The 22276-nt window shown below is 68.2% G+C and carries 16 protein-coding genes; 6 read left to right on the forward strand and 10 right to left on the reverse strand.

Annotated elements, in window-relative coordinates; translation table 11 throughout:
- Positions 1-9: 9 nt before the first annotated feature.
- From POL67_RS20615 to POL67_RS20625, 3 genes are all read right to left on the reverse strand, one after another.
- Positions 10-2142, reverse strand: a complete 2133-nt coding sequence (locus POL67_RS20615; RefSeq protein WP_271919581.1) for a serine/threonine-protein kinase — start codon at positions 2140-2142, stop codon at positions 10-12.
- 74 nt (positions 2143-2216) lie between these two features.
- Positions 2217-2609 (reverse strand): DUF3592 domain-containing protein, encoded by a 393-nt coding sequence (locus POL67_RS20620; protein ID WP_271919583.1) that lies wholly within the window; start codon positions 2607-2609, stop codon positions 2217-2219.
- 9 nt (positions 2610-2618) lie between these two features.
- Positions 2619-4166: a phytoene desaturase family protein gene (locus tag POL67_RS20625; RefSeq protein WP_271919586.1), complete on the reverse strand. Its 1548-nt coding sequence runs from the start codon at positions 4164-4166 to the stop codon at positions 2619-2621.
- Positions 4167-4314: 148 nt separating this feature from the next.
- Between POL67_RS20625 and POL67_RS20630 the strand changes: the two genes are divergently transcribed.
- Together POL67_RS20630 and POL67_RS20635 are read left to right on the forward strand one after the other, a co-directional pair.
- Positions 4315-5643 carry a TRAP transporter small permease gene (locus POL67_RS20630; RefSeq protein WP_271919588.1) on the forward strand — a complete coding sequence of 443 codons (1329 nt, stop codon included), beginning with the start codon at positions 4315-4317 and terminating at the stop codon, positions 5641-5643.
- Positions 5640-7301 carry a TRAP transporter large permease gene (locus POL67_RS20635; RefSeq protein WP_271919590.1) on the forward strand — a complete coding sequence of 554 codons (1662 nt, stop codon included), beginning with the start codon at positions 5640-5642 and terminating at the stop codon, positions 7299-7301. The genes POL67_RS20630 and POL67_RS20635 overlap by 4 nt, the downstream gene beginning before the upstream one ends.
- Before the next feature lie 142 nt (positions 7302-7443).
- On the opposite strand, the gene POL67_RS20640 is transcribed toward POL67_RS20635, so the two are convergent.
- The 6 genes from POL67_RS20640 to POL67_RS20665 form a co-directional block, all read right to left on the reverse strand.
- Positions 7444-8370, reverse strand: coding sequence for a TRAP transporter TatT component family protein (locus POL67_RS20640; RefSeq protein ID WP_271919592.1), 927 nt, complete (start codon positions 8368-8370; stop codon positions 7444-7446).
- Positions 8371-8412: 42 nt separating this feature from the next.
- The gene (locus POL67_RS20645; protein ID WP_271919594.1) at positions 8413-10482 is read right to left on the reverse strand and encodes a bifunctional aldolase/short-chain dehydrogenase; all 2070 of its coding nucleotides are present in this window, start codon (positions 10480-10482) and stop codon (positions 8413-8415) included.
- A gap of 119 nt (positions 10483-10601) precedes the next feature.
- The gene (gene ahcY / locus POL67_RS20650; RefSeq protein WP_271919596.1) at positions 10602-11912 is read right to left on the reverse strand and encodes an adenosylhomocysteinase; all 1311 of its coding nucleotides are present in this window, start codon (positions 11910-11912) and stop codon (positions 10602-10604) included.
- Positions 11909-12958: a methyltransferase gene (locus tag POL67_RS20655; RefSeq protein WP_271919598.1), complete on the reverse strand. Its 1050-nt coding sequence runs from the start codon at positions 12956-12958 to the stop codon at positions 11909-11911. The genes ahcY and POL67_RS20655 overlap by 4 nt, the downstream gene beginning before the upstream one ends.
- A 124-nt stretch (positions 12959-13082) precedes the next feature.
- Positions 13083-14366: a M16 family metallopeptidase gene (locus tag POL67_RS20660; RefSeq protein WP_271919600.1), complete on the reverse strand. Its 1284-nt coding sequence runs from the start codon at positions 14364-14366 to the stop codon at positions 13083-13085.
- Positions 14367-14401: 35 nt separating this feature from the next.
- On the reverse strand, positions 14402-16183 hold the full coding sequence (locus POL67_RS20665; protein ID WP_271919602.1) for a peptidylprolyl isomerase: 1782 nt from the start codon (positions 16181-16183) through the stop codon (positions 14402-14404).
- 168 nt (positions 16184-16351) lie between these two features.
- On the opposite strand from POL67_RS20665, the gene POL67_RS20670 reads away from it, so the two are divergent.
- The 4 genes from POL67_RS20670 (at position 16352) to POL67_RS20685 (ending at position 19859) form a co-directional block, all read left to right on the forward strand.
- Positions 16352-16858, forward strand: a complete 507-nt coding sequence (locus POL67_RS20670) for a hypothetical protein (RefSeq protein ID WP_136968478.1) — start codon at positions 16352-16354, stop codon at positions 16856-16858.
- Positions 16859-16933: 75 nt separating this feature from the next.
- Positions 16934-17314: a PilZ domain-containing protein gene (locus POL67_RS20675; protein WP_271919605.1), complete on the forward strand. Its 381-nt coding sequence runs from the start codon at positions 16934-16936 to the stop codon at positions 17312-17314.
- A 26-nt stretch (positions 17315-17340) separates the two neighbouring features.
- Positions 17341-17766, forward strand: a complete 426-nt coding sequence (locus tag POL67_RS20680; RefSeq protein ID WP_271919607.1) for a hypothetical protein — start codon at positions 17341-17343, stop codon at positions 17764-17766.
- A complete protein-coding gene (locus POL67_RS20685) occupies positions 17766-19859 on the forward strand; it encodes an ATP-dependent DNA helicase (protein WP_271919609.1) in 2094 nt (697 codons plus the stop codon). Before POL67_RS20680 ends, POL67_RS20685 begins: the two co-directional genes overlap by 1 nt.
- Here the strand turns inward: POL67_RS20685 and POL67_RS20690 are convergent.
- The gene (locus POL67_RS20690; protein ID WP_271919611.1) at positions 19856-22138 is read right to left on the reverse strand and encodes a CapA family protein; all 2283 of its coding nucleotides are present in this window, start codon (positions 22136-22138) and stop codon (positions 19856-19858) included. The two genes, POL67_RS20685 and POL67_RS20690, sit on opposite strands and share 4 nt — an antisense overlap.
- Positions 22139-22276 lie beyond the last annotated feature (138 nt).

Below are 22276 nucleotides of genomic sequence, written 5' to 3' on the forward strand. Positions count from 1 at the left end.
GCGCCGCCTTCAGCGGAAACGAAGCGCGAGCAACACGCCGGCGACGGCGACGGCGACGACGGCGATGATCGCGAGCATCGCCATCTGTCGCTTGCCGTTCTCGACCTCGACGAGCTTGCTCTGCGTCGCCGTCGCTGCGCCACGGGCCGCGCCGCTCGTCGAGCCTGCAGCCGGGCGCCTACGCCAGGGCACGGGCGCACGCAGCGGGCGTACGCCGCCAGGGCCGGGCGGAGGCACCGAGATGCGCTCCTCGGGCAGCGGCGCAGGCGGGTGCATCGGCGCGGCGGCAGGCAGGTTGCTTCGTCGCTCCGGTCGCTCGGGCACTGCAACGGGCTCGGCGGCGCGCGGCGGGACGTTCGAGGTGTGCTCCGGGCGAGCGGGCAGGGCGGAGATGCGATCGGGGCGCGTCGGTAGGGCCGACGTGCGATCCGTGCGGCCGGGCAGGACGGAGACACGACCTTCACGCCCGGGGACGATCGACGGTCGATCGGGGTTTCGGCCGGGCAGGGCGGAGATCCGATCGGATCGCCCGGTTCCGCCGGACGAGGTTGGTCGCTCGGAGGTCATGCGCGTCGGGGCAGACGGATGCTCCGAGGGGACACGGTTCGCGGCAGGATGCTCGGACGGGATGCGCGCAGCGGTGGGCTCTTCGGCGCGCGGGCCCGAGGGGAACGTCGCGTCGAGGATCGGATCCGGCGGCAGCGCGGACGTGTCGCTCGGTGGCTTCGGCGCGCGCATCGCCGAGGTCAACGTCGCGTCGAGGATCGGATCCGGCGGGAACGAGGACACCTCTTGGGGCTTCGCGGGCTGCGAGGTGGCCGCGTCGCTCCGCGGCTCCGAGAAGGGCAGCGGGATGTTCTCCAGCGTCTTCGGCGGCTCGCTGATGGTCGTGGGCAGCTTGGCTTGCCACGCGGGCGCAGGTGCAGGCGCGGGCGCGATCGCTGGTGCTGCTTCGGGCAGCGGCAGCGGCGGCACGGCGCTTTTCCGCTGCGCGCGCATGAACGCCATCGGCCGCTCCAGGCGACGCGTCGGCGTGTCGGGCGCTTCGTCGTCGTCGTCCGGCATCGCCTTCGGCAGCGCGCTCTTCGGGAACGCGTCTACGCGCATCGTCGCCGGCTCGTCGTCCACGACTGGCTGCGGCGCCTTCTGCATCATCGGCACCGTCGGCATCACGTCCGTTGCGTCCCAGCGCGGGCGGATGTTGCTCGCGGACAGGCCGTCCGCGACGCGCTCGAGCTCCGCGGCGAACGTCCGTGCGGTGGCGAAACGATCTGCGGGCTCTTTCGCAAGCGCCTTCATCACGATCGCATCGAGCCCGGCCGGCAGCGCTTGCGTCGCGAATCGTGACGGCGGCTCCGGTACCTGGAATGCGTGCGCGCGCGTTAACTCGAGCAGCGTCGTGATGTGATCGAAGGGCCCGCGCCCTGCGAGCAGCGTGTAGAGCACCATGCCCACGGCGTAGAGATCCGCGCGCCCGTCGACGGGCCGACCTCGCGCTTGTTCGGGCGAGAAGAAACGCGGCGTGCCCATCGCGACGCCTTCGGCCGTAGGGAACGCGAGCGGCAGGGGCGTGTTGTCCCCCGTCACGTTGATCACCTTGGCGACGCCGAAGTCGAGCACCTTCACCAGGCGGCGCCCTCCGTCGGGCGCGTCGCACAGGAACAGGTTGTCGAGCTTCACGTCGCGATGCACGACGCCCGCGTCGTGCGCGGCGGCGAGGCCTGCGAGCGCTTGACGCGTGACGTCGATCGCCTCGGCGACGGGGAAGAATTTCCGCTGCTCGAGCTCCTCGCGCAGGTTCCGCCCGTGGAGACGCTCCATCACGAGGAACGTCCGTCCTTCGGCCGTCTGCCCGAAGTCGGTCACCTGCACCAGGTTCGAGTGCGTGATCTTCGCGAGCGCTTGCGCCTCGATCCGCATCCGGTCCACGAAGTCGGGGCGGCTCGCGTGGCGCTCTTGTAGGAGCTTCACGACCACGCGTTTGCCGAGCGCGACGTGCTCGGCCTCCACCACGTCGCCCATGCCTCCGCGGCCGAGCGGCGCGAGGAAGCGGTACGGCGTTCCGTCGAGCAGCGTGGGTTTGTAGCCCTGGGAAGCGGCCGAAGGATCCGACGGGCCGATGGGGTTCTGGGCCGAGGTCACGGTCTCGGGGGATACTACTTCGTTCTTGTCCGCGCGGGTGGGGAGAGTCCGTGCTTGTTTTGTGATGGGGACGTCTAGGTCACGAGCGCCTGGACGGCCGCGGCGACGCCGAGCAGCGCGGCGAACGCGATCCACACGAGCCCCGGGCCCCAGATCTGCGCGGACGCGTTTCGCCGCGCGCGCTGGGGATCACGCGGGTCGTAGAGCACGGGCACCTCCGCGCCGATGCGCGCGTCGTCGTCGGCGTTCCGCGTCCGCTCGACGACCTCGATGTCGAGCCCGTCCTCCGTCCGGAAACGGAGCTTCGGTGGTGGATCGTCGTCGTCCAGCTCGGAGGATGTGTTCGCGACGACGCGCGCCGTCGCGATCTTGCCCACGCGCACGAGACGAGCGGCGCGCACGATCTCGACGAGACCTGCGAGCGCGGAGATCCCTGCGGCGACGGAGATGCCGACGGGCGAGAACACGACGCGAGCTTAGCCGAGGTCCTTGATCACGGCCTCGGCCGCGTTGTGCCCCGCAGCGCCGATCACCGCGCCGGCCGGGTGCGCGCCTGCGCTCGCGAGGTACAGACCGGGGACGCCGAAGCGATACGGCATGCGTTTGTCGAAGCCGTAGCTGTTGTCCACGTGGTGGATGTGGCCGTACGTGATTCCGAAGTGTCGCTCGATTCCCCTCGGCGACAGCGCGAACGTGTCCTCCACGAGATCGGTCGTGCCGGGCGCGAAGCGATCGCAGATCGAGAGGAGCTGCTTCACGTAGCCCGGGAGCGCGTCGTCCCAGGAGCGGCCGCCTTCGAGCTCGTAGGGCACCCATTGCACGAAGAGCGCGGCGTTGTGGCGGCCCTCCGCGTCGCGCAGCGAGCCGTCGACGGCCGTGTGGATGTACCACTCCATCGACGGGAACTCGGGCAGGCGGCCCGCCATCGCGTCCGCGTGCGCTTTGCGGAGCGACGCGAGCACCTCGTGCTCGTCGGGCAGGAGGTGGATCGTCGCGCCGTATTGTCCACGATCCTCGGGCAAACACGTGAACGTCGGCAGCTTCCGCAGCGCCATGTTCACCTTCATCGTCGTGCCCGGCCGTTGCACCTCGTCGAGGCGCTGCGACAGCGTCGCCGGGAAACGATCTTTCCCGACGAGCCCGCGCGTCCGGTAGGGATCCGCGTTCGACACGACGACCTTCGTCGCGATCCGCGAGCCATCCTCCAGGAGCACGCCGCTCACCGCGCCGTCCGTCACCTCGATCGACGCGACCTTCGCGCCTTCGCGGATCGTCGCGCCTTCGGCCCGCGCCTTCGCCGCGAGCCTCTGCGACACCGTGCCCATGCCGCCTTCGACGACCATCCACGTCCCGTCGGCGCCGGGCAGGCGACACATGTTGTGGACGAGAAAATTCATGCCCGTGCCGGGCGAGTCATAGCCGCCCGAGAGCCCGGAAAAACCGTCGGTCACGGCGTACATCGCCTTGATGAGATCACTCCGGAACCCGAAGCGATCGAGGTAGTCGCTCACGGGGCCGCGGCAGAGATCGACGAACGCCTTGCGCAGCGCGGGCCGCACGTACCGCTCGGCCGTCTGCTCCAGCGAGAGCGGCTCTTCGAGCCACGTCGGCGCGATGTCGTCGCGCATCGCCGAGAGCTCCTCGTTCAGCGCGACGTTCGCGTTCCAGTCCGCTTCCGAGAAAAACTCCGTGATTTGCCGGCGCATCGACGTCGTGTCGGATCCGAAGAGCAGGGATCGTTGGCCCCTCGTCGGAAGGAAGTAGTGCGGATCACGCCGTTTCATGGGCAGATCGACGCCGAGTTTGGCGACGAGCTCCGGCGGGATCAGGCCGAGCAGGTACGCGCCGGTCGAGATGCCGAGCTTCGGGGCGCGGGAAAACGGGAACTCGGTTTTCGTCGCGCCGCCGAGGGTGGGTTTTTCTTCCAGGACCAGAACCTGGAGGTTCTTCCGGGCGAGCAGGATGGCCGCCGCGAGGCCGTTGTGCCCGGCCCCCACGATCACGACGTCGGCGCGCTGTTCCATGGGGATCTCGTTAGCCCGCGTGCTCCCGTTTGTCCACGCATCACGGGGCCGCGGAGCCCTGGATCCAGCCAGGGAAACTATCTTACGCACAGCGTCGAAGCGTTCGCCGCCGTTTACCGGGGCTTCATGAAACCGTTAATGTCGCGCCATGGCAGGCGAACCCGACGACGAAGGCCAGGGCGACGAAAAGACGCAGGACCCGGCCGCGAGCAAAGAGCCCAGCGAGACCGACGCTTCGGAAGGCACGAAGGACGGCGACGCGGGCGAGACGTCGGCGCAGCCATCGGCGCAGACCGACGCTTCGGAAGGCACGAAGGACGGCGATGCGGGCGAGACGTCGGCGCAGGACGAAGGCGCGAAGACGAGCGCGGAGCCGCCGCGCGTGGGCGCCGCGTGGGCGCTTCCGTTCGTGCGGATCGAGCGAGCGCTCACGTGGTTCGAAAGCCGCGTGCTCTTCGTGGTCCTGCTCGCGCTCGTGCTCTCGCTCGTCATTTGGATCTCGCTGCGCGGCCTGGCCTCGCCCGTGCAAGCGGACAACGCGGCCGGGACGGTGTTTCGTGGGCTGCTCGGCGCCACGGTCCTCGGCGCGCTGGCGCGGTTCGGGACCACGCGCGCGAAGATCCACGACGAGACGAAGCGCGCGATCGTGACGATCGTCGCGATGGCCATCGGCGCCGCGGTTGCGCCGGCGTGGCGCAAGGTCGGCGTCGATCACTTCGACGCGATCCTGAACTGGTTGCAAGAGGGCTCGGCGCTCACGCTCTTTGGTGGCCTGCGTGGCGTCGCCACGCGCCTCACGTTGCTCGCCGCGCTCATCGGCTCCTCCCTCGCCGCCGCGCGCTCCAAGCACATCAACATCGACGTCGTCCTGCGCTTCATGCCCCCGTCCCTGCGCAAGCCCGTGCACGTCCTCGGCGCGCTCGTGACCGCGACCGTCTGCTTCGCCGCGTCCTGGGGCTTTTTCGACTACATCTCGATCGAGGGCTTCGGCCAACGCAATGATCTCTCCGCCTCCGCGAAGTTCGTCGGCGTCCGCGAGGGTTCGTCCCGACACTTCTTCCTCTTGCGTAAGCAGATCGGCCTCGACCTGCGTGCCGCACCCAGCGTCATCTTCAGCGGCGTTCGGTGGGACGATCCTTCACGGATGAACGGTCGGGCGTGGAACACGTGGATCGACGAGTCGGGCTTCAGCGAGAAGTTCACGGCCGAAGAGGTCGAGCTGATGCGCGCGCCCAAGGGCAGCGAGGAAGCGCCGCGCGTGCCGGTGGTCGTGCTCCCGAGTGAGAACGTCCGAGGTCTGCTCCTCACAGACATGAACCTCATGTGGACGTTCGGGCTCTTCGTCATCGGCCTGCGCGTGCTGTTGCGCGTGGTGCTCGTCATCGCGGGCCACGCCTCGGTCGAGCAGGACGCCGATGAGCCAGACGAAGACACAGACGAGCCTCGCGGCCCCGTCGCCGAGGAGGGCGCCCGATGAAACTCTGGCTGATCGTCATCGCGCTCCTCGCCGTCGTCGGCATGCCCATCTTCGCCGTGATGTGCGGCATCTCGATCCTGTCGTGGCTCGGCTCCACGAACAGCGAGCAGCAGTTCGTCCGGTTCATCGCGGCGAACGTGCTCGAGGAGAGGTTTTCGAGCACGCCCATCCTCGCCACGATCCCGCTCTTCACGTTCGTCGGCTACTTGATGGCCGAGTCGAAGACGCCCGATCGCATCGTCCGCGCTGCCTCGGCGGTGCTCGGTTGGATGCCTGGGGGCCTCGCGATCGTGTGTACTGTGGCGAGCGCGTTTTTCGCGACGCTCACGGGCGGCAGCGGCGTCACCATCGTCGCGATCGGCGGCCTGCTCTATCCGGCGCTTCGCCGGCAGGGGTATTCGGAGAAGTTCACGCTCGGCCTCGTCACGACGGCGGGGGCGATGGGCCTGCTCTTCTTCCCGAGCCCGCTCGTCATGATCTACGCCTTCATCGCGGGCGTGGACGTCACGCGCGCCTACAAGGCGACGCTGCCTCCGGGCCTCCTTTTGATGGTGCTGCTCTGCGGCTACGCGTTCTACGAAGGCAAACGCTCGCGCATCCCGCGAGCGAAGTTTGACCTCAAAGAAGCAGGCTCCGCGATTTGGCACGTGAAGTGGGAGATCGCGACCCCGCTGCTCGTCGCCCTCGGCTTGACGACGGGGCTCATGGAGCTCGACGAGAGCGCCGGCGCGGCCGCGCTCTACACGCTGATCGTCGAGGTCTTCGTCTACAAGGATCTCAGTCTGCGCAAGGTCGTGCGGGTGGCGAAGGACGCGATGATGCTCTCCGGGGCGATCATCCTCATCCTCGCCATGGCCACGGCCATGACGAACTACATCATCCAGGCTGGCATCCCGCAGGCGATCCTCGAGTTCTTCATGGAGCGGGGCATGAACGCCGCGTGGCAGTTCATCCTGGTATTGAACCTCTTCGTCTTCGTGCTCGCCATGCTGATGGAACCGTTTGGCGCGCTTCTCGTGGCGATACCGCTGCTCATCCCGCTCGCGGCGACGTTCCACATCAACCCGTTCCACCTCGCGGTCATGTTCCTCTTGAACCTCGAGATCGCGTACGTGACGCCGCCGATGGGGTTGAACCTCTTCATCGCGAGCTTCCGCTTCTCGCGCCCGATCGTCGACGTCTACCGCGTCGTCCTGCCTTTCGTCGCGGTGCTGGCGGTCGGCCTCGGCATCGTGATCGTCATGCCGTCCATGTCGAGCTTCACGATTGCGGGCGACGTCGCGAAGGCGCGGGCCCAGGCCGCGCAGGATGGGGTCGCGCCGCGCGAGGCGTGGCTGCTCGAGTGCGTGCAGGAGGACACGAACAACCTCAAGCCCTGCTCCAAGGAAGACATCACGAAGTGGGGCCCGGACGGGCAGGGGATTGCGACGAAGGAAGGTGAGAAGCCGAAGCCCACGGGCGACGTCGTGCCTGCGATGGACAGCGGCGCGGACGCGGGTGCGGATGCGGGCACGGATGAGATGGATGATCTCCTGAAGCAGATGCTTGGCGGTGGCGACACGGACGCGGGCGCGGCCGACGCGGAGGCGCCGAAGGCTGCGGATCCGATGGACGATCTACTGAAGGAGATGCTCGAAGCGGGGAAGGACGGCGGCTGAGCCTCCTCAGCGCGTGACACATGGCCCTGTGCATCGACCGCATCGCGGTCGATGCACCAAAGGTCCAGGGCTGGCCCTGGTCCGGGTCCAGGGGTGGACAACCCCTGGTCGGGGCCCGGGGTGAAACCCCGGCGCTACTCTCTCAGAACCCACACTCGCGCATGCGGACTTTGCCCAGGTAGCGCGCGGCGCGACGCTTCGCGACCACGTTTGCCAGGCGTTGCTCGGGGAGCACGTCGCCGGCTTCGACGACCGCGGTCAGCGCTTTTACGTAGCTGTCCTTGTCGCCCTTCAGGCAATGGTATTTCCCGGCGTACTGCACCTGCGTCAGGAGCATCTTGCCGCCGTGGATCGCGAGCGCCTGGTCGAAGTGCTTCTTCGCGTCGTCGAGCTCGGCCATCGCGGTGCGCGCGTGGTAGGCGCCGAGGATCGTGTGACCGCTGCCGTGCATGAACTTGGGATCGAGCGCGACGGAGCGTTCCATGAGTGCGACGCCGATCCATAGATCGCCGACGGCGGCTGCGTCGTCTTTCAGGATGTTCGTCTTGCTGATCCATGCGTAACCGGCCCAGAAAAGGGCGGGGGCGTCGCGCTCGGCGTCCGTGAACTGCGCGGTGTAGGCGCGCATCGCGTCGTCGTTCTTGCGCGCTGCCTCGAAGCCTGGGTGATAAATTTCGAGGAGCTGGAGCGCGTACTGGAGGCCCCGGTCGTAGGCCGCGGCTGCGCGGTTTTTCAGGTACAGATACCGCGGACCTTCGAGGCCTTCGGCGTCTTCGGCGTCTTCGAGCTCGTCCTCGGTGAAGGCGAACGTGGCGCTCGTCCAGGTCTTGGCGAGCGCGAAGAGCGCGTCCTCGTTGTCCGGTGCGAGGTAATGCATGCCCTCGAACTGGCCGATGCCGTTGAACGCGACGACCTTCGCGACCTCGTAGTCGGTCAGCGTGTCGATCGCGGCCGAGGCCGTGGCCGTGGCTTCGATCTGGCCTTCGAGGAACATCTTTTTGATGCACCCCGTGCTGGCGAGGGAGAGGGCGGAGAGCGCGAGAACGGAGAGGGTTTGGAGGAGACGCACGACGCGGATGGTACGTCGTCCTCCCGGCTCGGTTCAATTGAACTACCGCGGGAACGCCGCTGCATTTCCGCCGTCGACCGTGATGACGCAGCCTGTCGTCGCCTCGGCTGTGGCGAGATACAGGAACGCCTGCGCCACGTCGGCTGCGGTGGTTTCGCGCCGGAGCAGGTTTGCCCGGAAATATTCATCCACGCCGACACCACGGGCCCGCGCGCGGGCTTCGAGCATGCCGCCGCCGAAGATGCCCGTGCGGATTCGATCGGCGTTCACTGCGTTCGCGCGGATGTTGTAGGGCGCGAGATCCACGGCGTACTGGCGCGTGAGCGCGACGAGGGCGGCTTTGGGGATGGCGTAAGGACCGAAATCCGGGCCCTGGTTGAATGCGCTCTTCGACGCGTTGAAGAGCAGGACGCCGCCGGCGCCTTGCTGGATCAGGACGTCGGCGGCGAACCGCGCCACGTTCTGGTGGCCGAGCAGGTTGACCTCCAGCGAGGCGCGCAGCGCGCTGTCGCCTTGTTCCCCGTGGATCGACCCTTCGAACGCCGTGCCCGCGTTCGAAACGACCACGTCGAGCCCGCCGAAGCGCAGCGTTGCCTTGCGGATCGCCACGCGCACGTCGTCCTTCGAGGTCACGTCGCAGGGCAGCAGGAACACCCGATCGTCGTGGGCGTCGACGAGCGGCTTCGCGGCGCGCTCGAGGGCTGCCTCGTCTCGGTCCGTGAGCGTCACGTGTGCGCCCGCAGCGAGCAGCGCGCGTGCTGTGGCGAAGCCGATTCCGGAGGCCGCGCCCGTCACGAACGCGACGTGCCGATCGAGCGGTTTGCCCGGGCCCGCGCTCTTCTTCAGCTTCGCCTGCTCCAGGCTCCAGTACTCCACGTCGAAGATGTCGAGCTCGCTCGCGGGCTCGTAGCCGGCGTTCGCCGTCGCTTGCTCGATCACGCCTGTCGTGTGCTCGTAGATGTCGGCCGCGATCTCGGCGTCCTTGCGCGTCTTGCCCACGGTGAACGCGCCGAGGCCCTCGATGAGCAGGACACGCGGCCACGGATCGAGCTCGCGCCTGTCGCCGGGGCGCACGGCTGCGCAGCGGCGGAAGTAGTCCTTGTACGCCTCGGCGTATGCCGTGATCGCGTCGTCGAGCGTGGCCGTCGTCTTGTGCCGATCCTCGGGCGAGAGCGGCGGCAAGAGCAGCGGCTTCGGCTTCGTGCGAAGCACGTGGTCGGGCGTGGCCGGGCCCTTCTGCGTGATCTCTTCGAGATCGTCGCGATCGCAGAACGAGACCATCTGCGGGCTCATGCGGAACGAGCAGATCCAGCGCTGGCCAGAGGCGCGGGCGAGGGCGCCGCGGATCATCGGCGCGAGGAGCGCGCAGGCGTCGGGCGAGGGGCTCGAGATCGTGCGTCGCGAGATCGGCTTGGCCTCTTCGAGCCAGCGCTCGGCGCGCGTCACGTTCGCGATCATGCGCTCGTAGCTCTCCATCGCGTTCTCGCCCCACGTGAAGATCCCGTGCTTGTCGAGGACCATCACGTTCGGCTCGCGGCCCGCGCGGGTGAGCGCGCGGAAGAGATCTGCGACCTTCTTCGCCAGCGCGAAGCCGGGCATCACGTAGGGGATGAAGAGCACGCGGTCGCCGAAGACCTCACGCACGAGTTGCTTCGAGCCCGGCTGATCGACGATGGCGAGCACGGCGTCGGCGTGCGTGTGGTCGATGTACTTGAACGGCAGGTACGCGTGGAGCAGCGCCTCGACCGAGGGCGTCGGCGCGCTCGGCTCGAGCATGTGCGAGCGGAGGAGCGAGACCATCTGCTCGTCGGTCATGCTCGGCAGCTCGCAGAGACGGCGGAGCTGCGCGAGGCGGCAGGCGGGGAAGCCCTCGGGCTCGATCGCGCCGAGATCCCAGCCGCTGCCTTTCACGTAGAGCACGTCGGTCGTGTCGCCGACGAGCTCGGTCACCCGCGTCTTGACGGACGTGTTGCCGCCGCCGTGCAGGACGAGGTCGGGCTCCTGGCCGAGCAGGCGCGATGTGTAGACGCGCAAGGCGAGATCCTCGCCCCAGCGAGGGCCGTACGTCTCGACGAACTGGGCAGCGTCTGCGGCGCGATACCGTGATTCCACGGCGCGTTCATACCACGGGAGAGAGGCGGGACGAACGAGGTCGGGGCCCGAAGAGCCGGGCCCGATCGAACGGACAAACCGCGGCGCGCCTCGGGAATGGCGCGCCGCGGCGGGCTCCGTCAGTACCGGTAGTTCTCGGGCTTGAAGGGGCCCTCGACGGGCACGCCGATGTAGTCGGCTTGGTCCTTCGTGAGCTGCGTCAGCTCGACGCCGAGCTTGGCGAGGTGCAGCGCGGCCACCTTCTCGTCGAGCTTCTTCGGCAGGAGGTGCACGCCGAGCGGATACTTCTCGGTCCAGAGCGCGATCTGGGCGAGGACCTGGTTCGAGAACGAGGTCGACATCACGAACGACGGGTGGCCCGTGGCGCAGCCGAGGTTCACGAGCCGGCCGCGGGCGAGCACGATGAGGCGCTTGCCGTCGGGGAAGACGAAGTGGTCGACCTGCGGCTTGATGTTCTCCTCTTTGATCTCGGGGTTCGTCTCCAGCCAGGCGATCTGGATCTCGGAGTCGAAGTGGCCGATGTTGCAGAGGATCGCCTCGTCCTTCATCCGCAGCATGTGCTCGCCGCGGACGACGTCCTTGCAGCCCGTTGCCGTCACGAAGATGTCACCGACGTGCGCGACCGCGTCGAGCGTGCGCACCTCGTAGCCCTCCATCGCGGCCTGGAGCGCGCAGATCGGGTCGATCTCCGTCACGATCACGCGCGCGCCGAGCCCGCGCAGCGACTGTGCGCAGCCCTTGCCCACGTCGCCGTAGCCGCAGACGACTGCGACCTTGCCCGCGAACATCACGTCCGTCGCGCGCTTGATCCCGTCGCCGAGCGACTCGCGGCAGCCGTAGAGGTTGTCGAACTTCGACTTCGTGACGGAGTTGTTCACGTTGAACGAAGGCACGCGGAGCAGGCCCTTGCGGTGCATGTCGTAGAGCCGGTTCACGCCCGTCGTGGTCTCCTCGCTGATGCCGCGGACCGGATCCGCGCCCTCGAAGAGCTGCGGATACTTCTCGTGGACCATCGTCGTGAGGTCGCCGCCGTCGTCGAGGATCATGTTCGGGCCTTTGCCGCCCTCGAACGCGAAGAGCTGCTGCTCGATGCACCAGTCGTACTCTTCGAGCGTCTCGCCCTTCCAGGCGTAGACGGGCACGCCCGTCGCCGCGATCGCCGCGGCCGCGTGATCCTGCGTCGAGTAGATGTTGCAGCTCGTCCAGGTCACCTCGGCGCCGAGCTCGCGCAAGGTCTCGATCAGGACCGCGGTCTGGATGGTCATGTGCAGGCAGCCTGCGATGCGGGCGCCGGCGAGGGGCTTCTGCTTGCCGTACTCGGCGCGCAGCGCCATGAGGCCGGGCATCTCCTTTTCGGCGATGCGGATCTCCTTGCGGCCCCAGTCGGCGAGGCTGAGATCGGCGACCTTGAAGCGGGGTTTTTCGCTCATCGTGTCCTCTTGCTGTTCTCGGCGGTCCCTTGCGTTCCCTCGCTGTGCCGACCGACCAGTAGCTGCCAGACGAGGTGCCTGTCCGGGCCGTCCCCCTGCCAGGCGCGGGGGAGACGGCGAATCGTCACGTCCACGAGACCCGCATCGACGGCCATCCGCCGCAGCGTCTCGGGATCGAAGCCTTGCCAGAGATCGGCCTCCTGCTCGCAGAGGGCCTGATCATCGTGCGCCTCGTAGTCGAGGACGCAGACCGCGCCGCCGCTCGGCCGCGCGAGGTGCATGAGCGCGGCCATCGCGCGTGCGGGCTTGGGCGCGTGATGCAACACGCGCGCGGCGAAGACCACGTCCGCGCCGCCGGCCTCACCGGCCCGCGACACGACCCGCTCGCGCAGATCCGGCGCGTCGTACTCGCCCTGCACGAGCTCCACGTTCGCGAGCTCGCGCCGCCGGATGCGCTCCTCCGCGAGCGCGAGCTGCGCTTCGGCGCGATCCACCGCGATGACGTGCGCGAAGAGCGGCGAGAGCACTTCGAGCAGCGCGCCGTCGCCCGTGCCCACGTCGACCGCGAGCGCGCGATGCGGCAGGAGCGGCGCGAGCGCGGTGAGATACGCGCCCAGCTCGAGCGGCGGCCCCGGCCTTAACGGCCTACCTGCGCGCGCGAAAAACTCCCGGGTCGCTGCGTCGCGCCCGGCGATCACCTCGCCGATCCGCACCATCGTCCCGTCGGCCTCGCAGGCCGCGGTTCCGGCCCGCACGGCGTCGGCCACGACCGGATCCGTCGCGGCCCCGGGCGAGAGCCGGAGCAAGGTCCACGTGCCTTGCTTGCGCGCGAGGAGCAGCCCTGCGTCCCGGAGTGCCGCTGCGTGGCGCGAGATCTTCGGCTGGCCTTCCCGGAGCAGCTCCGACAGCTCCCCGACGCCGAGCTCCTCGGCTGCCGCCAGCGCGAGCAGCCGCGGGCGCACCGGATCCGCGAGGAGCCGGTAGAGCTCCCACCGGCTCGCAGCGTCCGCAGGCAGACGCCCGCTCGGGCCCGTCGGGTCGTGCATCACGTTTCTTGCTATATGCGTTCATGCGCATGCATGCAAGAAGGTTATGTCCCGACCTCTACTTTGATAATCACTTCAATAACAAGGCCCGTATCCGCCCCTGTCGTGCCTCCGTTGGGGTGCGTTATCCCCCAAATCCCTTGACGGCCCGCTCCATCCGCCCCTCTTCCGCGCGGCTGAGCAGGCCCACCGCGACCGTGCTCATCCGCTCGGGACGGAACACGCGCTGCGCGGCATCCCGCACGTCGGCGATCGTGACGCTGGCGAGCTCCTCGTGCCGGGCCATCGGCGTCCGCGCGATGCTCGCGAAGGCGGCGAGGCCGTAGAAGCTCGCCACGGCCTCGGCGTCGTCGAGCATCGCCTCGACGGACCAGAGGTGACGGTTCTTCGCCTTGTCGAGCTCCTCGGGCGTGGGCCCGTGCGACGCGAGCTCGTGGACGAGCGCGTAGATCTCCTTCAGCACCACGGTCGCGCGCTCGTGCGCCGCGCCCGCGGCGATGTCGACGACGCCGTCGTCCTCGTACGCCTCGAACATGCCCGAGACGTCGTAACAGAGGCCGAGCCGGTCGCAGATGCGCTCGTAGAGGCGCGTCGACATGCCGTCGTCGAGCACGCGCAGGAGCATCTCCACGCTCGGCTCGAGCTTGTCTTTTTCGCTCACCGCGCGGAACGCGACGCGAAGTTCCGTCTGGCTCGACTGGTTCTCGATGAACGAGAAGCGCGGCTTCTTCTGGCCGTTCGGCGGCGGGACCGCGCCGATGCGGCTGCCCTTGGGCATCGTGGCGAAGGCGCGTTCGGCCGCCTTGATCACGCGGTCCGGATCGAGGTTGCCCGAGAGGCAGAGGACCGCGTTCGACGTCGTGTAGTGCCGCGCGTGGTGGGTGCGCAGCATCGATGCGTCGAAGAGCGCGAGCGTGTCGAGCCCGCCCGTGATCGTGTAGCCGAGCGGGTGATCCTGGTACATCAAGGCGCGCGCGAGGTTGTCGGCGTCGATGATCCGACCGTCGTCGTCGAGATCCTCGAGGATCTCCTCGCGCACGATCCCGCGCTCGATCTCGAGATCGGAAAAACGCGGATCCGTCGTCACCTCACCGAGCAGAGAGATCACCTGCTCGAAGTTCCGCGGCGGCACGGAGATGCTCATCACGCCGTGATCCACGTACGTCGCGGCGTAGAGCGTGCCGCCGAGCCGCTCGAACGCGAGGGCCTGCGCGTGGGCCGAGGGGAGATCCTTCGTCCCCCGGAAGACCATGTGCTCCAGGAAGTGCGAGAGCCCGTTCGTCTTGGAGGTTTCGAAGCGGGAGCCCGTGCGCAGGAAGAGCGCCGCAACCGCGCGGTGCACGCTCGGCTGCGGGACGATGACGAGAGGAAGTCCGTTCGGGAGGACGAGGTCGTGGTGGAGCAGCATCCGCCCTCACGAATGATGCATTCGGAGCCGTTCCGCTACTCTCCCAGGTCCTCGCCGCCTTCCTTGGGCGGCTTTGCTTCCGTCGTGAACTCCGCGCCCCCGAACTTGATCTCCGTTCCGAGCGTGTTGCGCAGGCGCGAGATGTAGGCGACGAGCGCGTCCTCCTGCTTCTCGTCGCGGAACTGGGCCATGAACGTCGGGCGGTCCTTCTCCCACTCCTCCTTCGAGGCGGGCTTTTTCTCCTTCAGGACCATCACGGCGTAGCCGTTGAACAGCTGGATGATCTCGTCCGCGGCGTCGCCCGGCTTCTCCAGCTTGAAGGCCTGCGTCGCGGCGTTCGAGCCCGGCATCATGCCGGGGATCGGGCTACCCGAGGTGTTGAAGGGGAGGCTCGACTCCACGACGGGGCGCTGCGGGTGCTTGCGCACGGGCGACTCGGCCGCGGCCTCGTCCTTCTTCGCCTCGTCCTTCTTCTCGTCTTTCTTGTCGCCCTTCTTCGCCTTGTCGTCCTTCTTCTCGTCCTTTTTGGCGAGCTTCGCCTCGAGCTCGGAGAGGTAGGTCTCGACGGCCTGGTCGAGCGTCTTGCCGCCCTTCACCGCGGCGAGGATCGTCTTCGCGGCCTCGGCCGTCAGGCGCTCGGTCTCGAACTTGAGGTAGAGGTCCTCGTCGACCTCGGCGCGGCCCACGGCCTCGGCTTCGAGATCCTTCGCGACCTTGTCGACGAGCACGAGGTGATACCCGAACTCGCTCTCGACGATGTCCGTCACCTTGCCGGGCTCGGCCTTGAGCATCGCGTCTTCGAAGGGCTTCACCATCCTGCCCTTCGTCACGCAGCCGAGAAGGCCGCCGCGCTCGGCGCTGCCGTCCTCGCTCATCGCGCGCGCCACATCGGCAAAACTCTCGCCCTTGTCGAGCCGCGCCTTCGCCTGCTCGATCTTCTCCTTGGCCTTCGCCTTGGCGTCCGCGGGATCGGCGTTGTCCTGATCGATCTTCGCGAGGATGTGGCGGGTCACGCGACACTCGGGCAGGTACGAGGACTTGCGCGAGTTCCACGCGCGCTCCTCCTCCTCCTTGTTCAGCGCGACCCACGCGTCGATCGCCTTCTGCGACTTGTCGGCCACGAGATCCGCGAAGAAACGTTTGTCGAGGCGGACATAGGAGACGGAGGCCGTCGACTTGTCCTGGTTGTACCGCGCGAACGCCTCGGCGTCGCCCACGACCGCGCGCGAGCGCACGAGCTCACGCATGCGCGCCGCGATGATCTCTTCCTTCTGGTACTCGCGGAACTCCTGCGGGCTCATCTTGGCGACCATGCGGACCTCGCGCTCATATGCTTTGAGGTCGAACTTTCCGGTCTGCCGATTCTTGACGTTCAGGTAGCGGACCATCGGGCCGCCGAGACCCATGTACGCGGCGCCGCGCGGATCGACGACGCGGCCGTCGGGCATCATGACGGGCGAGAGCGGCATCGAGACGTGCATCCGGCCCGAGGTGAGCTCAGCGTTGAGCTCGTCCTCCGAGATCGTGATCCCGAGCCGCTTCGCGTCCTCGTTGAGGAGCTGCCGCTCGACCAGGCCTTCGGCCGTGATCTTGCGGAGGTTGCGCTGCCGCATCCACTCCTGATCGGCGCCGCGCGGGGCGAGCATGCGATACGAGGCCCAGAAATGGCCCGAGGAGATGCAGCTCCCGCGGATCTCCACGGCGCACCTCGCAGACTCGACCATCTGCTGCCCTGCGTTCGGCCGGAACTGGACGATGAAGACGAGGGCGATGGCGATGACGGCGAAGCCGCCCAGGATGCTTGTCAACTTGTTCACGTGCTCGAGCTCCGCATCCGGCGTGGCGAGGGTCAGATGCCTCGCAGGGGATCAACCGAGGCCCCGGCATAGCACGACTTCAAGAGGGAGGCGCTGGGGGAGAAGGCTTCCGTGGGCCTCGTCGAACGGCTCGACCGCCCGGCGCGTGATGAGTAAGCTCCGGGTCCCATGGCCACACCGAAAAACATGCTGCCGGATTGCGGGCTCTACCTGACGTCGCAGCCGCTTCCGGGCAACGAGCAGAAGGTCCCTGCCAACACGATCGTGTATTTCCACAATCACTCGGACAGCGGCCTTCCTCAGGTCATCGCGCCCGACCACAACATCCACAACCGCTGGCATTTCCACGGCCCGGGCATCGAGTTCCGCGGGCTGAACTGGGCGGGCACGTTGAAGAAGCTCACGCCCGAAGGGTTTTACACGCTGCGTCGGGAGCTCACGTTCGAAGGCGGATCCTGGCCGAAGGGCGCGATCGTCCAGCTCGGCTACACCCGCGAGGGCGACCCGATCCTGTTCATCGGCCGCGTGCGATCGCGCCTCGACGAGAACGACCTCTTCTTCTCGGACAAAGGCCTCAAGCTGAAGCGTGATCAGCTCAACGTCCTCGAGCCCGCCCCCGTGTTCCAGGAGCCCGACGACGGTTCGAGCGGCCACGCCCCGAACGCCACGCATTGAGCCCCGGGCGGACCTGACCGGAAAAGCCGTACGTCGGCTGACAACACGAGGCTCGCTGCTACGCTCCCGAGCCTCGTGAAACGCCGCTCTTTGACGCCGACCACGTGCGCTCCTCCCACCCTGGCCAAGCTCGGGCGTCGCGCCTCGACGCGCCGTCCATTCACCGAACGGGTCGTGTTTCGTCGCGGAGAGCGGGAGGTGCACGGCTTCGCGCTCAACATCAGCCTGGGTGGGTTGCGCGCGATCCTCGACGAGCCCGTGGGGCTCGGCGACTGCTTCGACGTGAGTCTCGGCGACGAGGGCTCGCGATCGGGACGGGTCGTCTGGATCCAGGTGGAGCTCGGCGGCGCGATCGTGGGCGTCGCGTTTCTCGACGCGGCGACCGTGGCGCGCGAGGCCGAGCCACCTCTTGACGTTTCTTCACGAAGTTGCGAGCCTTGGGCCCGGTCCAAATAATCTGGGGGGCCCGGAACGATCGGACGATGCCGACGCCGGCCGAAGTCAAAAAAGCTTTGATCGCCGCAGGGTTCGAGGTGTACCGCACGCGCGGTGACGTCGTGCACGTCGCCGAACGCGCGCGGGAAAACCTCATCATGGACTCGGGCGTGCGCGTGCACGCCGGCGAGGTCGCGGTGGCCCTCGTGCTCCGCGCGCAGCGCACCGATTTCCCGCACGACCCTGACGACGACATGTTCGAGCGCGCGCGCGCGCTTGGCGTCGCCGCGCGGGAACGCGGGTATCACGAGGTCGGGACGCAGGTCACGCGCCTGCCGGATCCGAGTGACGAAGAGCGCACGCTCGATAGCTGGTTCGAGGTTTCCTTCGAGAAGCGCGTGGCGGGGCTCGACGAGGCGATGATCGAGGTCGGCTTCGCGCTCTCGCTCGAGAAGGCGGCGTCGCGGTCGTAGTGAGCTACGACGACGACGTCGAGGCCGACGCGGGGCAAGAAGAGCCAGCAAGGGAAGGGCGTGCGCGGCGGCTGCTCGGACCGAGCGGGCCGCTCGCGCGGGCGTTCGAGGGCTACGAGGATCGCGAGGGGCAGCTCGCGATGGCCGACGCGGTGGAGCGCGCGCTCGACGAGGATCGCGTGCTGCTCTGCGAGGCGGGCACGGGCACGGGCAAGACGCTCGCGTACCTCGTCCCGGCGATCCTGAGCGGGCGCAAGGTCGTGATCTCCACGGCGACGAAGGCGCTCGAAGAGCAGATCTTTGCCAAGGACCTGCCGCTCGTGGCCGAGTACCTCGGCCTGCACGTCTCGGCCGCGCTCGTGAAGGGGCTCGGGAACTACCTCTGCCTGCGGCGCTTCGACGAGCTTCGGACGAGCCCCGAGGCGCACCACGAAGCGGGCGTGATGCGCTCGTTGCCGGTCGTGGAGGCGTGGGCGCGCGAGACGGAGGTCGGTGATCTCTCGGAGCTCGTCACGCTCGCCGAGTCGGATCCGATCCGGCGCGAGGTATGCTCGTCGAGCGAGACGCGCATCGGATCGGCGTGCCCGTTCTTCGAAAAATGCTTCGTCACGCGCATGAAACGTGAGGCCGAGGAAGCGCGCGTGCTCGTGGTGAACCATCACCTCTTCTTCGCGGATCTCTCGCTGAAGCTCGGCCGCGGCAACGTCCCCGGCGCGGGCGCGTTGCCTCCGTACGACGCGGTGATCTTCGACGAGGCGCACGAGCTCGAGGACATCGCGACCGAGTTCTTCGGGACGCGCATCTCGGGATCACGCGTCGACTCGATGCTGCGGGACGCCGATCGCGCCTTCATCGCGAGCGGGCTCGCCGATCGGATCCTCGGGCGAGGGGAGGGGACCGCGATCGTGGCGCTCGTGCGCGAAGCAGCGGACCGATTTTTCGCGGCGGTCGCGCGTGTCGCCGGCGAGGCGGCGCGCGAGGGGCGCGTGGAGCTGAAGCGCGAGGTGTGGGCGGGTGAGCTCGTGGATGCGTATCACCACTTCGACGAGGCGCTTGAAGCGCTCGCGGGGTACGCGTCGGCGCACGCGATCACGGAGGCGGTCGGGCTCGTGGGCACGCGCGCGGAGACGCTCCGCACGGACGCGGCGAAGATCGTGGATGGCAAGTCGAACCAGGTGACGTGGGTCGAGGTGCGCGCGCGCTCCGTGTCGGTGGGCGCGTCGGCGGTGGACGTCGGCTGGCTCTTCCGCGAAGGCGTCTTCGAGCGGATCGGCGGCGTGGTGCTGACGAGCGCGACGATGACCGCAAAAGCGGGGGGTTCGGGGGCGAAGCTCGGCCCGTCCGAGCGTAGCCCCCGAGCGTCGGACGACTTCCGGTTCTTGCGCACGCGCCTCGGCCTCGACGAGCGCCTCACGGTGCCGGTCGACGAGCTCGTCGTACCGTCGCCGTTCGACTACGCGTCGCGCGCGCTGCTCTACACGCCGCGGGATCTGCCGGAGGCCTCGGATCCCTCGTTCCTCGCGGCGTCGGCGGATCGGATCGTGGAGCTCGTCGACATCGTGGGCGGCGGCGCGTTCGTTCTTTGCACCTCCAACCGTTCCATGGTCGCGCTCGGCCGTGCGCTCGCGGGCCGGGTGCCGGGGCCGCTCATGGTGCAGGGGCAGGCGCCGAAGCGGATGCTGCTCTCGAAGTTCCGCGCCGCGCACCACGCGGTCCTCGTGGCCACGATGAGCTTTTGGGAGGGCGTGGATGTGCCAGGCGACGCGCTCCGGCTCGTGGTGATCGACAAGATCCCGTTCGCCGTGCCCACGGATCCCGTGGTCGTCGCGCGCTCCCAGGCGATCGAGCAGGCGGGGCATTCCCCGTTCGCGACGTACACCGTGCCGCAAGCGGCGATCACGCTGAAGCAAGGGTTCGGCCGGCTGATCCGAACGCGGCAGGATCGGGGGATCGTGGCGATCCTCGATAGGCGGGTGCGGACGCGCGGCTACGGCGCGCTCCTGCTCGACGGGTTACCGCCGGCCGCGCGCACCGAGCGCATCGATGAGGTGAAGGCTTTTTGGTCGAGGCTTCTGGCGGAGGATTCCGCCTAGAGCGCGGTGAACGTGCGGTGCCCGAGCGTGACGCCGAGCGAGGAGACGCCCGAGGCCACGTTGGTGAAGCGCACGTGGCTCCAGTTGTTCGGCGCGGGGATCTCGAAGCCGTTCAAGGCGTAGATCGAGCTCTTCTCCCAGCGGATGAGGCTGAAGTCGTCGATGAAGATGCGCGCCTCGCCCGTCGCCGGGGGCGAGGTCCTGAAGTAGAAGCGCGCGCTCGTCGCGTTCGAGGCGGCCGTGACGTTCACGATGAACTGCGTCCAGCCGTACGTGCTCGCGGTCTTCGTGTACGAGTCGGTCGTGCTCAGCGTCGTGCCGCTGTCGCTGTACATGCGCGTCGTGAGCGCGAAGGGGCCTGCGTTGTCGCCGCGGATCCAGCCCGTGATCGTGAGCTTCGAGCCGCCGGGGAAGGACACGCGGTTGTTGTTGAAGACCGTGATCTCCGTCGAGTTCGACGCGTTCCGCAGCATCACGAGGGCGCCCATGCCGCTGCGCACGACGCTGTTCTCCACGTAGCGGACCGTGCTCTGGTCCCACGCCCTCCCTTCGCTGAAATCGCCGTCGACGTCGGAATCCTCGAAGTCCCCGTTGATGAGCAGCTCGCGGCCCCACTCGACCGTCGCGCTCGCGCTCGACTTCACGTACGAGAGCGAGTCCGAAGGCGCGTTCCGCGTGAACGCGATGGGCCCGGTCGTCTGGCTCGTGACGGGCGCGTTCAGCGACTGGTTCGTCGTCGACGTCGTGTACTGCGAGGTCGAGCGGAGCGCGACGATGCGGTGCCCCGTGGGGAACACGACGGCGCCAGAGAGCCCGTCCGCGATGTTCTGGCCGGCCGGGTTCTTCGGTAGGTGCGTCGAGAGGTGCCCGAAATGCCGCCCCGTGCGCGCGAGCCCGTCGCCCGCGAGGAGCTTCGGTACGTAGCCCTCGATGCTGATCGGGATGAGATCCAGCCGCGCGACGTCGAAGCCGCCGCCCGCGAGCACGTCGACGTCCGCGATCGCGAGGATCGACTGGAAGGTCTCGTGGACGTCCTGATCGAAGACGAAGTTGCCGAGGGACATCAGCACGAAGCGCGGCGTCCCGCCCACGTTCACGAGGCCGATGCCCTGCGCGGTGTGCGTGTGGTGGGCGACGACGATCCCGGCTCCCCGGTTCGCGAGCGAGATGAACTTCGAGCGCATCGAGTTCGAAGGGAACTCGCTGTACTCCACGCCGCCGTGGATCATGGGGATCGCGAAGCGCTCGGGTGTCTCGGCGTCGATGAACGCGTTCATGTTCGCGTTCGACGCCTCGAGCGCGCCCGCCTTGTCCGGATCACGGGCGACGAGCAGGTAGTCGAGCTCCGTCGAGCCGTCGGAGACGAGCTCGCTGAAGCCGAGCAGCGAGAGCGGCACGTTGTTCAGCGTGCGGAAGATCGTGGTGCCCTCGGCGTTCGTATCGTTCGAGCCCACGCCACACCAGTCGAGCCCCGCGTTCGAGACGTGGAGCATCGAGTCGGTCACGCCGGTCGTGAGGTAGTCGAAGATGTGGTTGTTCGCGAGGTCGACGCCGTCGATGCCCGCGTACGTGAGACCTGCGAGCGTCTCGGGGTACGAGAAGAACGTGTAGTCCTTGTACGGATGCGGCGTGCTCGTGTCCGAGGTGATCGGGGACTCGAGGTTGACGACCGTGTAGTCCGCGGACGAGAGGGCGTCGCGCACGTAGGAGAAGATCGCCTGCGCGTCGGCGGCGCGGCTCGCAGGGCGGATGAGGTCGCCCGCCTCGCCTTCGATGCCGTCGGCGTCGAGGTCGGTGAAGCGGCGGCCGAGCATGGTGTCGCCGCCGAAGATCAGGCGCACGCGGCCCGCCTTCGTCGGGTTCATGGAGATCGTGCCCGTGCTCGTGATCGTCTCGCTCGTCGGCCGGTGCAGGTCGACGGGGATGATCTCGCTGTAGTGGCCGGAGGCGGTGATCTTGAGCAGCACGTTCCGGCGCTTGAGGCCCGTGATCGTGAAGCCGCCGGACGCGTTCGTCGTCGCCGTCTTGCCCGCGTTCGTCACGCCGTCGCCCCAGGCGAGGACGGTCACCGTGGCGCCCGTGATCGCCTGGCCCGCGCGGTTCTTGATCGTGCCGCTCAGGCTGATGGTGGTCTGCGCGTACGTCGTGTCGAACGTCGCTTCGCTCGTGTCGAACTGGTAGGGCTGCGCGTGCGCGATCGCCGGCGCGAAGGCGCTCGTGAGGCCGAGCCACACGAGCCCTGCCCGAAGGTGTTTCCCAGTGATGTGGGTCTCCGCCATGGTCCTCCGTCCCGTCCTTGAGGGGTCGACAGGGGACCAGAGAGCGCTCGCGAGGAGGGAAGGGCCAGGTTCGCCGCGAGCGCTCGCGGGCCCCGATAGCAAATTTCAGTGTTTTCCGGGTGGACCGAGCCCGTCAAT

The sequence above is a fragment of the Polyangium mundeleinium genome (genome assembly GCF_028369105.1).
Lineage (GTDB): Bacteria > Myxococcota_A > Polyangia > Polyangiales > Polyangiaceae > Polyangium > Polyangium mundeleinium.

What these genes read in the sequence shown, in the direction of transcription:
- POL67_RS20625 (WP_271919586.1), bottom strand. Translation starts at nt 4,166, where the DNA reads ATGGAACAGCGCGCCGACGTCGTGATCGTGGGGGCCGGGCACAACGGC.
- POL67_RS20630 (WP_271919588.1), top strand. Translation starts at nt 4,315, where the DNA reads ATGGCAGGCGAACCCGACGACGAAGGCCAGGGCGACGAAAAGACGCAG.
- POL67_RS20635 (WP_271919590.1), top strand. Translation starts at nt 5,640, where the DNA reads ATGAAACTCTGGCTGATCGTCATCGCGCTCCTCGCCGTCGTCGGCATG.
- ahcY (WP_271919596.1), bottom strand. Translation starts at nt 11,912, where the DNA reads ATGAGCGAAAAACCCCGCTTCAAGGTCGCCGATCTCAGCCTCGCCGAC.
- POL67_RS20655 (WP_271919598.1), bottom strand. Translation starts at nt 12,958, where the DNA reads ATGCACGACCCGACGGGCCCGAGCGGGCGTCTGCCTGCGGACGCTGCG.
- POL67_RS20660 (WP_271919600.1), bottom strand. Translation starts at nt 14,366, where the DNA reads ATGCTGCTCCACCACGACCTCGTCCTCCCGAACGGACTTCCTCTCGTC.
- POL67_RS20670 (WP_136968478.1), top strand. Translation starts at nt 16,352, where the DNA reads ATGGCCACACCGAAAAACATGCTGCCGGATTGCGGGCTCTACCTGACG.
- POL67_RS20680 (WP_271919607.1), top strand. Translation starts at nt 17,341, where the DNA reads ATGCCGACGCCGGCCGAAGTCAAAAAAGCTTTGATCGCCGCAGGGTTC.
- POL67_RS20690 (WP_271919611.1), bottom strand. Translation starts at nt 22,138, where the DNA reads ATGGCGGAGACCCACATCACTGGGAAACACCTTCGGGCAGGGCTCGTG.